The following is a 12,014-nucleotide window of genomic DNA, read 5'->3' on the forward strand; positions in this document are numbered from 1 at the left end:
AGGAATATCAATTGAAAAGTAAATTTCATCATATTGTACGAGCAGTCATGATAAAAGATGAAAAATTATTAGTTACTGAATATATCGGCCATCATTATTTTTTACCTGGTGGCCATGTTGAAATTGGAGAATCAGCAGAGAATGCATTAAAAAGAGAGTTAAGAGAAGAACTTGGAGTAAACTGTAGTATACAACAATTTTTAGGCGTCATAGAAAATCAATGGCAAGATAAAGAAGTGCTTCATCATGAAATTAACCACATTTTTGAAGTAGAGTCACAAGATTTACATACGGACTTAACACCGAAATCTAGCGAGTCTCATTTAGCATTTCACTGGATAGATTATAATAAAGAAGCCTTAAATCATTATGAAATCATGCCAATGCCTTTAGTGAAGGAATTACTAGAAAGAAAGTTAAGTAATGAACTACTAAATTGTTGGATTAGTAATTTTTAAATCACTTTATTTATAGTAAATACGTCCATCGAATGAATATAAAGAAAATAGGCTGAAAAACAAGGTACATCACCTAGTGTAAGTTCATATTTTGTTGATGTACGCATTTAGTCTATAGTCTTGTTTCTACTTTGTTTAAAAGAATTTATTAACTTTAATATTTGGACGGAATTTACATTTATAAATGGAGGGTTTCATAATGAATCAGTTTCAACAAGAACTACAATCATTAAACCTTAATGATTATCAAACTGGCAATGTTGTGTATTGGGATCAACAACAAAGTCAATATCCATACTATTACATTCAAGACGATGCACGTCGTTGCGGCGGATGTGGCGGTTGTGGTGGACGTTGCGGTGGATGTGGCGGTAGATGTGGTGGTTGTGCAGGTCGTTGCGGCGGATGCATAGGATGCGCAGGATGTTTCAGTTGCTTTAATTGCTGGAACTGGTGGATTATTTAAGTATAGAAAATTCAAGTTATTTTATATGAAAGAAAGGTGTAAAAACTATTTTGCACTTTTCTTTCATGCTGTAATTTTGATGTGTATTAAGGGGGATTTATTTGTATACATATGATAAGTTGATTTCTTGGGTAGAGGATATAAAAGAAAAAAATCATAGTTCTGCTACAGCACTTTGTATTATAAAAGATAATAAAATCGTACTAGAGCATTATAGTGGTTATCACTCAAATACATCTACAACCAAGAGAGTAACAGCATCTTCACAATTTAACGTTGCTTCTGCTAGAAAAAGTTATTTAGGATTAATGATAGCGTATGCGCTTTATGAGGGGAAAATAAACTCTATTGATGATGAAGCGATAAAATATTTTAAAGACTTTGATCCTGCATTGCTTAGTAAAACGACGATAAGACATTTAGTAACACATTCGCACGGATTAGAAGAAACGAATGACAGGACAATTTTTCGTGAATTTGCACCGGGACAATCATGGGCGTATAGAGATATTAATGTAAGAATGATGACACGTCTTATTTATCAGCTATATAACAAAAGTTTTCCTGAATTGTTAAAGGAGCGTGTGTTTAAGCCTGCTAATTTTCAAGAAACAGGTTGGAGAGTTCAGCGAGATGAAAATTTAGTTGACGTTGTTAATAATCCAAATGAAGACGCAATTAGTGAAATTGGTACGGTAGATGACGGTACTGAAAAAAATTTGTTTGTCTCAGCTAGAGAATTTGCGCAGTGGGGCAATCTTCATTTAAATCAAGGTGGGATAGATGGTAAACAAATTGTTCCAAAAGAAGTTATAAAAATCGCTACGAGTTTGCAGAGTCCAACATATATAAACAAAGAGCTACCACAAAATGGATTGTTTTGGTTCATCCAAAATGAGCCTGCGCAATTAAGCGAACTTGGTGAACGTGTTCCAAAAGGGTCGTATCAAATATTAGGGATTACTGGACCGACCATTTTAGTAATACCTGAATATAATGTAGTTGTTGCAAAAATGTATAACAAAAGATATAACTACGGCGGTGATAATTACTTATATTATTTACGTGAATTTAGTAATTTAGTCGCTGATACATTTAGTAACGGTAATAGGGCATAATTACTCCTATAACAAAAAGGAGTGATTGAAAGTGAAAGATAAAGTGAACAAAAATAAAAAACAAAATATAAAAGATGTAAATACAGAGCAAAATGCGATTTATAGCGATCCTAAAGATGCAGCTAATATGCAAACTGTACCGCAGCCGAAGGATTTTGATGAAATCGAATATTAATTTTTCATCCGACTATATGATGAATGAAAAATACGTCTTAAGTCTCATCACATATAAGAAATTATTTGATAACATATATACATAAGCATTTGAAAATGGCTTATCTTAACAAAGCTTTCTTTAGAAACATCTGATATAACCTGCAAAAGGCACTTCTTTATGAAGTGTCTTTTTGTGTATATGAACTTAATTACCATTTTCCGTACAGTATCTTGCAATTTATGATGGATATACTAACTGTGAAAATTCATGTCAAGATAAAAGAAGGGGACAGTTAGTATGAAACAAACTTCTATAAATCCGTTACTAATTGTTCTAGGTACAATCATTGTTCAAATTGGACTTGGAACAATTTATACATGGAGTTTATTTAATCAACCCCTTGTAAGTAAGTTTGGATGGAATCTTAATGCAGTAGCGATAACTTTCTCTATAACAAGTTTTTCTTTATCATTCTCAACTTTATTTGCAGCAAAGTTACAGAAAAAATTAGGACTTCGGAAACTTATTGCTACTGCAGGAATTGTTTTAGGACTCGGCTTAATACTTAGTTCTCAAGTTTCTTCTTTACCACTATTATATTTATTAGCTGGTGTCGTTGTTGGTTATGCGGATGGAACAGCTTATATTACATCACTATCTAATTTAATTAAATGGTTTCCAAATCGGAAAGGGCTTATTTCAGGTATATCTGTATCAGCGTATGGAATGGGCAGCTTAATCTTTAGATATATAAACGGAAATCTTATCGATAACCTTGGTGTATCACAAGCATTCTTATATTGGGGTATTATCGTGTTACTTTTAGTGTTAATCGGATCGTTCTTCTTACGTGAGGCAATTGTAAGTAATGCTGTAACTGAAACATTACACAATGACTATACTCCGCGTGAAATGATGCGAACGAAACAAGTATATCTGCTATTTTTTATGTTATTCACTTCGTGTATGGGTGGTTTGTATTTAATCAGTATGGTAAAAGATATCGGTGTACAACTCGTTGGACTTAGCGCAGCAACCGCTGCAAACGCCGTTGCTATGATTGCGATCTTTAATACAGTAGGTAGAATCATTCTTGGGACGTTATCAGATAAAATCGGCCGAATGAAAATTGTCTCTGCAACGTTTATTATTATAGGTTTGTCAGTCTTTACTTTAAGTTTTATTCCGCTAAATTACGGAATCTATTTTGCTTGTGTAGCAAGTGTCGCCTTTTGCTTCGGCGGTAATATAACTATATTCCCAGCTATTGTCGGAGATTTCTTTGGATTAAAAAACCATAGTACAAATTACGGGATTGTCTACCAAGGTTTTGGATTTGGTGCGCTTGCAGGATCATTTATTGGAGCGATACTCGGGGGATTTCAACCAACTTTCATTATAATTGGTGTTTTAAGTGTTATTTCCTTCATTATTTCAATATTAATCCGTCCACCAACTGCAGAGAAGAAAAAGGAACTAAAACATTTACATCGGAAAGTGGCGTAATACTAAAAAGAGTCCTAATATAGGGCTCTTTTTAGTATAGAGAGAATAGAGTTATTTAATTTAAAATGAAATGATTTGAGAAGCCTCGATTCGTTCTAACAAAAGTAATGAAGTCATTGATAACACTTCTGAGTCATTATTTAAAGTAGCTACGATTACATTGGCTAATGGAGCTGACAATATCTCAATTTATATACCAATGTTCGCTAGTCAATCCTTGGAAGCAAATATCGTTACATTAATAATCTTTTTTTCCATGATAGCGATATGGTGTTTTATTAGCTACAAATTGATGAGAACTCCTATTCTAGTTAAAGTACTTGAGAACAATTGTCATATTATTGTTCCAATTGTTCTAATTGGTTTAGGAATGTTCATTCTTTTTCGCAGTGATACAATTGAATTATTGTACTAATATGTTGAAACTTGAATTAAAAAGAATCAAACGCGGTAAAAAGCCATACTACAGATAAAATGTAGTACGGTTTTTTAAAATTTTAGTGAAATGAAACAGTGCACTACGACTATTAAGTTAGACAGGATATTACGATTATTAAATTGAATAGATACTTTAAAAGGAACGTGATAATTAAAATGAAAATAGTAAAACAATGGGTCCAAGAAGATAGTGATTACATAAGAGAAAAAGTAATTGAATATAACCAAAAACATATTTCAGATGAAGAGAAAAAGCCTTCAGAAAAAATTAGTTTTATAGTGAGAAATGAAAAGGGAAAAATTGTAGGTGGAATAACTGCAATTACATTTTGGCACCACGTACATGTTGATTTCCTGTGGGTTTCTGAAGAATATAGACACGAAGGTTATGGAACCAAGTTAATAAAACTTATTGAAGAATTTGCAATTGAAAAAGGGTGTAGGTTAATTAATTTAGATACTTTATTCTAAAACTGCAAGAACGTACTTTGGATAATCTTCCTAAGGTACGTTCTTTTTTTATATCAGTAGCCTATTCTTATTAACTCCACTAATAGTGGTAAAGGCAAGACTTAACTAACTTATATATATTAAAAGGAGTTAATGGTAGAATGAATAGAAGACAGAAAATTCCTTTTATTAAAAATAGAGGAGGTACATATGAAAAAAGTTAATGTTACATACGCGATTTTGTACGATAAAACTAATGAAAAGATTTTAATGGTAAAAAACAAAGGGGAAAATGGTTCTTATTATACATTACCAGGTGGCGCAGTTAAATTAGGAGAAACATTGGAAGAAGCAGTAATTCGAGAAGTAAAAGAAGAAACAGGGTTACATATAAACGTAAAAGGGATTTGTTCTATCAGCGAAGCCTTTTTCGAGGAAAGAGATCATCATGCAATTTTCTTTAATTTTCTAGGTGAAATAATTGGCGGAGAGACATATATATCAAGGCCGAAAGAAATTGAAGAGATTACTTGGATGGAATTACATATAGCAGCTCCATATTTACGCATACCAGAACATTTACTAGATTTATTACAAAAGAAAGAAACAGTACCTTATTTTTTTAACGGAACAATCGTTCATCAATCTTCATAAAAATATTATCTCATGTAAGGCGGGGAAAAAATGGAGTTTATCGTTAATCACAAACAATTCACTCAAGCACTTTCAGAAGTCAACAAAGCAATATCAACAAAATCTTTAATTCCTATATTATCTGGTATAAAAATAACTGCAGATCAATCTGGAATTACTTTAATTGCAAGTAACTCGAATATTTTTATTGAAAAATTCATTCCTGTTTTAATTGAAGACGAAAAGATTGCAACTATTTTAAAGGAAGGAACTATTGTTGTACCTGCAAAGTATTTTATTGAAATAATAAAGAAAATGCCAAGTGATATAGCAATAAAAAGTAAGAATGAGCAAATTATTAAGATACAATCAGAAGAAATCACATTAAGTTTAAATGGATTTCCTGCAGATGAGTTTCCGAAAGTACCACTTATAGACAATCATGCAGAAATCAAAGTAGAGACAGAGCAATTGATTGAAGTATTTAAACAAACAGTTTTTGCGGTAGCAAAAAATGAATCTAGACCTGTTCTTACTGGGGTGCATATAGAGTTATCTAATAATAAGTTAATTTGTGCTGCAACTGACTCACATAGACTAGCGATACGTGAAACGCTACTTTCCTCAGATGTAAAAGCAAATTGTATTGTACCAAGCGCAACCATTAATGAACTTCTAAAATTAATGAACAGCAATTCGGAATTCGTATATATCTACTTTTCGGAGAGTCATATTATATTTACGTTTGGAACAACTACATTATATTCAAGACTAATTGAAGGGAAATATCCTAATATTTCTAACCTTATTCCAAATGATTTTAAAACGATTATTAACGTAGATAGAAAAAAGATATTACAAGGTGTAGACCGATCAAGTTTATTAGCAAGTGAATGGGCCAATAACAATGTTAACTTAGAAATCATAAACGAATCCACAATTAAAATTTCTTCAAACGCTTCTCAAATTGGGCAAATATCCGAAACGCAACAAATAGATGCAATTCAAGGTGAAAAACAATTAAATATATCTTTCGATGGGCATTTTATGGTTGATGCTTTACGAGCAATAAAAGAAGAAACGATTACTTTAAGCTTTGGCGGTTCTATGAGACCGATATTGATTGAAGCAGGAGAACAATCTGCAGCAGTACATCTTATATCACCAGTAAGAGCGTATTAGGGATAGAGGAAGGAATTACATTATGTACAAGCAGACTTTTGATTTATGAAATCATAAATCAATACATTATAAGAATGATGTATTAGTAAAGCAAACAGTTTACTAAATCCTACATAATATAATTCAATCATAGACAAAGCAGCAATGATAATCTGAAATACAAAGCAAAATAATAATAACCTCAATATAAAAGCCATAGATTAATCGATATGGGGTGAGTATGATGAAGAAAATAATTGTTTTACTCATTGGTATAGTTTTAATTACTTTTGCTTTTTATCAATACAACAAAAAAGACTATGCAGCTAAAAGTACTAACTTGTATGTAGAAAACTTTAAAGGGGCAAATGATTCAATAAAAATACAATCTGCTATTAATAAAGCAGAATCTAGTAAAATTAAAACGGTATTACTTGATGATAAGAAGTATAAAATTACGTCACCAATCATTGTTAAAAAAGGTGTGAAATTATTATTTGGTTATGGATCCCAATTTGTAGTTGAGGGAAACTTTAGAGTTCTAGAACTGGAGAACAACGCATCCATTGAAGGAGCGTATATAGCTATTGACGATCCTAAATTTAGCTCTGAAGTTATTTATTTAGACGGTAAAAATAAATATTATAACACTTGGAACAAAACACAAATAAAAGATATAAATATTATCAATTGGACGGAAACGAATAAAGGTACCGGAATTTCTTTATACTCTGCTGGAAAAGAAAATGAAATTTCGTTTGTTAACTTCGAAAACATTAAAATTGTAGGAATGGAAACCGGACTAAAATTAGTAGCAAAAAAACCGAGCACCGGACAAGCTTGGATAAATGCCAATCGTTTTATGAACTTTTCTTTAGAAGACTGTGTGAATATGATTTATATGGATAGTCAAGTAACTACGCCAAATGAAATTAGTGGGAATCAATTTACAAATCTTCAAATACAGCCTTCAAATAAAACAAAAAGCATTATAAAAGTAAGTGGTCAGTATAATGAATTTCATGGGATGGTGTGGGATTTAAATAAAATAAAACATGAAAACGAACTCATTGAACTAACTGATAAAAGTATGAATACAGTGATTGAAATGTCCAGTGTACCAGCAAATAGAGTTTTAGATAGTGGGAAATCCAATATTGTGAAATAAGTTTAAATACAGAAAAAAGAGCGAATTCTTTATAAGAGGATTCGCTCTTTTTATATTTTAAAATTAAATTTCCTTCCACCAAGCGGATGAAGGATAATTTGTAGATTTTAACGTAATAGATTCACCAATTTGAGGCGTTGTAATTTTAACTCCTAAACGGTTAGCTTCTTTCGTAATACGTTCTATCGGGTCACTCCATTCGTGTAATGCTAACGTAAAGGCACCCCAATGAATCGGAAGAAGTAATTCTCCTTTAACATCAATATGAGCTTGTACCGTTTCTTCAGGCAACATATGAATAGCAGACCACCTCGGATCATATTGCCCGCATTCCATTAATGTAAGATCGAATGGACCGTATTTATCACCAATTTCCTTAAAGTGAGGGGCATAACCGCTATCACCACTAAAGAAAATTTTAGTCTCTTGACCAAGAATAAGCCATGAACACCATAATGAACGATCTCTATCTGTCATACCACGTCCCGAGAAATGCCTTGCAGGCGCACATACTAACTTAATATTATCAAACGTAATTTCGTCCCACCAATTATGTTCACTAATTTTACTAGGCGAAACACCCCATTTAATAAGATATTGTGCAACTCCAGTTGGAACATAAAAGTGCTTTGCGCGATCTTTTAACTGCATAATACTTTTGTAATTCAAATGATCATAGTGATTATGAGAAATGATAATCGCATCAATTTCTTGAAGGTCATCACGTTCTAAAGAAAAAGTACCACTATAGCGTTTACTATTAAACAAAGGAAATGGGGAAGAGGCATCTCCAAACATAGGGTCTAATAATAGTTTTTTACCTTCTATTTTCAAAAGAGAAGCAGAATGGCCAAACCATGTAACACTCTCTAACGATTCATTATCTTTATTTGATAAAACGATAGGCAAATCCTTTATAGGACGCAGCTTTGATTTTATTTTAAAGTAATCCGTCATTAAACTTATAATATCTTTCGGTTTAAAACTCATATCAGTATGAATTTGATTTGTATATTTCTTATTCATTCGTTCTCCTTTTTACGATTAACAATTTATGTATGTTGTTATTGTAGCTATTTGTAGTTTAAACTATATTATTTTACCTTTCATCTAAATTGCCTTGTATTTCATAAATTCGTCAAATTCATTATTTGTATCTATAAAGTACAAATTGCACAGTGGCAGCTAAAACAAATATTAAGTACATGTAAATTGTTTTTATTTAGTAAATTCCTTCTTATACGCAACAAAGAACATACGTTTCGTTGTATGTTATAGAAGAAAATATGTCTCTAATAAAAGAAAGGAAGGAGAGGATGTAAGTGCACATAGAGCGAAAAAAGAAATCAAAATGTAAACTATCAAAATCTGAAATCATGCATTTGTATACTGAAGGGAAGAGCACCTCAGAAATCGCCATGCTTGCTAATGTGTCTGCAAGGTATATTCGTATGGTTTTATCAGACAATAACGTACCAAGACGCGCTATAGGGAGTTGGAAGAGAAAGTATGACATAACAGAAGATTATTTTAAAACGTGGTCAAACAATATGGCTTATATTTTAGGGTTTATAGCAGCAGATGGTGTTATACAGAAAGAAAATCAATGTGTCAGTATATCTCAAAAAGAAAGTTATATTTTAGAAGATATAAAAAAAGAACTAAAAACAAACCAGCCACTTTATCAAAACAAAAAAACAGGCGTATATATGCTAAACATTAATAGTAAAGTAATAAAAGACGATCTAATGAATATTCACGGAATCATGCCATGTAAATCTTTTAACATTGAATTTCCTTTAGTACCAGAAGAATATTTACATCATTTTGTTCGTGGATATTTTGATGGGGATGGTTACGTCAAGTATGAAACTTATACAGTTAATTTCGTAGGTGGATCATATAACTTTATGAATTCTTTACATCAAATTCTTCAAAATCGCAATTTACGAGCCGATTTACTAAATCAAAACAAACATTATCGTGTTATTTTATCTGGAAGAAAATCAATACAACTATTTTCAAATTGGATTTATAAAGACAAAGATATTTATTTGCATAGAAAATATGAAGTGTTTCAGAAAGAAAGTCTGAGTTTAGATCAATTACAAGATCGAAAATTAAAACAAACTCAAACTGCTGTTAAGCAAAGAAAACAAAGTTTCCTTGAAGAATATATGAAAAATAAATGTAATGCTATAACTTGTTCAAATTTAGAAATAAGCGAATCGGCTTTCAAACGTTGGCTAAAAAATGATAATCAATTTAAAAGAGATTATGAAAAGATTAATTTAACAATGTCCACTAGCGATAACTAAATATAAAATCCTAAAAAACCTTAGAATAGGTATGAAGATAGCTATTCTAAGGTTTTTTATTTTTAAATCATAAAGGATTCTTAATTTTATTGATTGAATATAGTAAATACATAGATTTTACAATTGTCTTGATAAAAAAGGAGAGAGACACCTTGCAAAAGAAATTTATCAATCCAGAAACGATGCCACCAACTTCTGGATATTCACATGTAGTGGAAGTTAGTAACGCTAAACGAACAATTTACATATCTGGACAAGTAGCGATTAACACTGATGGTCAAATAGTTGGCATTGGTGATTTAGCTACACAAACGCGACAAGTTTTCGAAAATATTAAAAGTGCATTAGAAACTTCGGAATTAAGATTTAATGATGTAGTAAAATTAACATTTTTCCTAACAGATATTTCTCAAATGGCCACTGTTAGAGATATACGAGATCAATACATTGATACTAAAAATCCACCAGCAAGTTCAACTGTAGAAGTTAGAAAGTTAATTAACGATAACTTTTTAATTGAAATCGAAGCAATTGCTGTAGCAAACTAATTTTAAAAACTTATTATGAATCATATCAATGCAATTCGTTTAATGTGTTCAGTTAAAACGAATTGCATTTTTTATTGTCTTAAATATAATTTATATCTGGAGACATTTTCATCAACAACTTATAAAATAAATAACTAAACAATCCATCACACAGAATGATTAAAAAGAACGAGGGGAGGCTAATCACAAAAACTAACTTACCTATAATAAGTTTATTATTTAAAGTTAGTTAACATAATATATATTATAGGCAGTTATAGAAACAAAGCAATACCAGGTATCAAAACCCAAGTAAACTATACTTAATGAGACGGAACGGAGATTTTTGGTGAGATTTACATTAAATCTTATCTAAACAAATTTCTTCAGTTTTTATCGTTTTTATTTGTTATAAATTCATCACAGCAAATCTTAATCAATAATCGCGTAAGATTTAACGAATTAAAAACATTTTTGATTGGCAAGAAATTTTTATACAGAAAAATTATTTCTATACAAAATATAAATTAGTAATTTTATTTTATGTTTTACTTAATGAATTTATTGCTATTTGCACATGTTTTACAACTTTACATTATTTGTTGTTATTTCTGTTATTTAGACTTGACTTTCATTACACTCATTGTTTTTTATTCTAGTTAACATAACGCTTATTTTTAACATAAAAAAATCCTCCTCACCTTCAGGAAGATTTTTTGTTTGCTATTATTTTATTTATACCTTCTAGTAACAATCCCAATTGTAAATGACATTGGAAAAATCTAGATTTAACAAATCTTCCTTACGTATAAAGAAATTAGCAACCCCAGAATCACCCCACATAATATTTAATGAATCGTCTGTATCGATTTGCATCAATAATATGTCATGTTGCTGGTATTTTTCTTCCCATTCCCTTGGATCTGTCTGTGTGAAAAATGGATAACCACCAATTTTATGTCCTTGATCCTTACATAAATCATCATACAGTTCGCCTAATTCTGTATTATTTTCTTCATCAACAATTTCTTCCCAATCAATGTTATCATTAAAAATCATTTCAAATCGATAATCTCTTGGTGTTACTGGTTGATATGCCAACTCAAACTTTAGTTTTGCTGCTTTGGGTATGATAAAATTCTCTAAATCTAAAGTGTTTAAATAACTAAAATCAGTAATCACCTTAGTTAAATCCGCTGTGATTGTAGAATGATAAACAATTCGAAAGTCTTTTTGGGTTGTGGGATGATCAAAATCTGCTCCAAAAAGATCTTCTTCAGCACTTATGAAAAACTGTAACATTCCATGTTGAGGCATATGTTCAATGTTTGGTATTTCTTCAAGGTTTAACTGCGCAAGTAGCATCATAGGTTGTCCGTTTGAGTCTTTAGGATGCTCTTGATCTATAGGTAAATACGGATATCCACCAAACTTACTTTCAAAAAGCGTTGTCTCTGTTAATGTTCCAGACACTTTAACATACGGTTTCACACTTTCTTCTAAAATACTACGATACTGTTCTAGTTCTTTCGGAATTTGAAGTTGATACGTATTCTTCACTATATTTGCCTCCTTTTAGTAATGAATTGAAAATGCCTAACTTAATTATATAGT

13 protein-coding genes and 1 pseudogene are annotated in these 12,014 nt (G+C 31.1%); 12 read left to right on the forward strand and 2 right to left on the reverse strand.

Going from position 1 to position 12,014, the window contains the following annotated elements; genetic code table 11:
- Positions 1-11: 11 nt before the first annotated feature.
- The 10 genes and pseudogenes from ACTFN4_RS21285 to ACTFN4_RS21330 all read left to right on the forward strand — a co-directional run bounded on the left by ACTFN4_RS21285 (position 12) and on the right by ACTFN4_RS21330 (position 7,555).
- On the forward strand, positions 12-458 hold the full coding sequence (locus ACTFN4_RS21285; RefSeq protein WP_439962752.1) for an NUDIX domain-containing protein: 447 nt from the start codon (positions 12-14) through the stop codon (positions 456-458).
- A gap of 199 nt (positions 459-657) precedes the next feature.
- Entirely contained in the window at positions 658-924 is a 267-nt protein-coding gene (locus ACTFN4_RS21290; protein ID WP_001071389.1) for a heterocycloanthracin/sonorensin family bacteriocin, read from the forward strand.
- A 101-nt stretch (positions 925-1,025) separates the two neighbouring features.
- A complete protein-coding gene (locus ACTFN4_RS21295; protein ID WP_000288894.1) occupies positions 1,026-2,042 on the forward strand; it encodes a serine hydrolase domain-containing protein in 1,017 nt (338 codons plus the stop codon).
- 31 nt (positions 2,043-2,073) lie between these two features.
- Positions 2,074-2,217: a hypothetical protein gene (locus tag ACTFN4_RS21300; RefSeq protein ID WP_000653680.1), complete on the forward strand. Its 144-nt coding sequence runs from the start codon at positions 2,074-2,076 to the stop codon at positions 2,215-2,217.
- A 279-nt stretch (positions 2,218-2,496) separates the two neighbouring features.
- On the forward strand, positions 2,497-3,705 hold the full coding sequence (locus ACTFN4_RS21305) for an L-lactate MFS transporter (RefSeq protein WP_048538320.1): 1,209 nt from the start codon (positions 2,497-2,499) through the stop codon (positions 3,703-3,705).
- An 85-nt stretch (positions 3,706-3,790) separates the two neighbouring features.
- Positions 3,791-4,120, forward strand: a pseudogene (locus ACTFN4_RS21310) (cadmium resistance transporter); the annotation flags it as partial.
- A 179-nt stretch (positions 4,121-4,299) separates the two neighbouring features.
- Positions 4,300-4,614 carry a GNAT family N-acetyltransferase gene (locus ACTFN4_RS21315; RefSeq protein ID WP_075677086.1) on the forward strand — a complete coding sequence of 105 codons (315 nt, stop codon included), beginning with the start codon at positions 4,300-4,302 and terminating at the stop codon, positions 4,612-4,614.
- Positions 4,615-4,803: 189 nt separating this feature from the next.
- Positions 4,804-5,247 (forward strand): NUDIX hydrolase, encoded by a 444-nt coding sequence (locus ACTFN4_RS21320; RefSeq protein ID WP_000757601.1) that lies wholly within the window; start codon positions 4,804-4,806, stop codon positions 5,245-5,247.
- 30 nt (positions 5,248-5,277) lie between these two features.
- A complete protein-coding gene (dnaN, locus tag ACTFN4_RS21325) occupies positions 5,278-6,408 on the forward strand; it encodes a DNA polymerase III subunit beta (RefSeq protein WP_439962754.1) in 1,131 nt (376 codons plus the stop codon).
- Positions 6,409-6,631: 223 nt separating this feature from the next.
- Entirely contained in the window at positions 6,632-7,555 is a 924-nt protein-coding gene (locus ACTFN4_RS21330; RefSeq protein WP_439962756.1) for a hypothetical protein, read from the forward strand.
- Between the two features lie 63 nt (positions 7,556-7,618).
- Here ACTFN4_RS21330 and ACTFN4_RS21335 read toward each other — a convergent pair whose 3' ends face one another.
- A complete protein-coding gene (locus ACTFN4_RS21335) occupies positions 7,619-8,581 on the reverse strand; it encodes an MBL fold metallo-hydrolase (protein WP_001037060.1) in 963 nt (320 codons plus the stop codon).
- Positions 8,582-8,877: 296 nt separating this feature from the next.
- On the opposite strand from ACTFN4_RS21335, the gene ACTFN4_RS21340 reads away from it, so the two are divergent.
- Positions 8,878-9,873, forward strand: a complete 996-nt coding sequence (locus ACTFN4_RS21340) for an LAGLIDADG family homing endonuclease (RefSeq protein WP_000546829.1) — start codon at positions 8,878-8,880, stop codon at positions 9,871-9,873.
- Positions 9,874-10,025: 152 nt separating this feature from the next.
- On the forward strand, positions 10,026-10,421 hold the full coding sequence (locus tag ACTFN4_RS21345) for a RidA family protein (protein ID WP_439962757.1): 396 nt from the start codon (positions 10,026-10,028) through the stop codon (positions 10,419-10,421).
- Positions 10,422-11,144: 723 nt separating this feature from the next.
- Here the strand turns inward: ACTFN4_RS21345 and ACTFN4_RS21350 are convergent.
- Positions 11,145-11,960, reverse strand: coding sequence for a YwqG family protein (locus ACTFN4_RS21350; RefSeq protein WP_439962758.1), 816 nt, complete (start codon positions 11,958-11,960; stop codon positions 11,145-11,147).
- Positions 11,961-12,014 lie beyond the last annotated feature (54 nt).

The organism is Bacillus cereus group sp. MYBK95-2, assembly GCF_051915225.1.
Lineage (GTDB): Bacteria > Bacillota > Bacilli > Bacillales > Bacillaceae_G > Bacillus_A > Bacillus_A cereus.

Coding starts and splice junctions, on each gene's coding strand:
- ACTFN4_RS21290 (WP_001071389.1), top strand. CDS start 658: ATGAATCAGTTTCAACAAGAACTACAATCATTAAACCTTAATGATTAT.
- ACTFN4_RS21305 (WP_048538320.1), top strand. CDS start 2,497: ATGAAACAAACTTCTATAAATCCGTTACTAATTGTTCTAGGTACAATC.
- ACTFN4_RS21315 (WP_075677086.1), top strand. CDS start 4,300: ATGAAAATAGTAAAACAATGGGTCCAAGAAGATAGTGATTACATAAGA.
- ACTFN4_RS21320 (WP_000757601.1), top strand. CDS start 4,804: ATGAAAAAAGTTAATGTTACATACGCGATTTTGTACGATAAAACTAAT.
- dnaN (WP_439962754.1), top strand. CDS start 5,278: ATGGAGTTTATCGTTAATCACAAACAATTCACTCAAGCACTTTCAGAA.
- ACTFN4_RS21330 (WP_439962756.1), top strand. CDS start 6,632: ATGAAGAAAATAATTGTTTTACTCATTGGTATAGTTTTAATTACTTTT.
- ACTFN4_RS21335 (WP_001037060.1), bottom strand. CDS start 8,581: ATGAATAAGAAATATACAAATCAAATTCATACTGATATGAGTTTTAAA.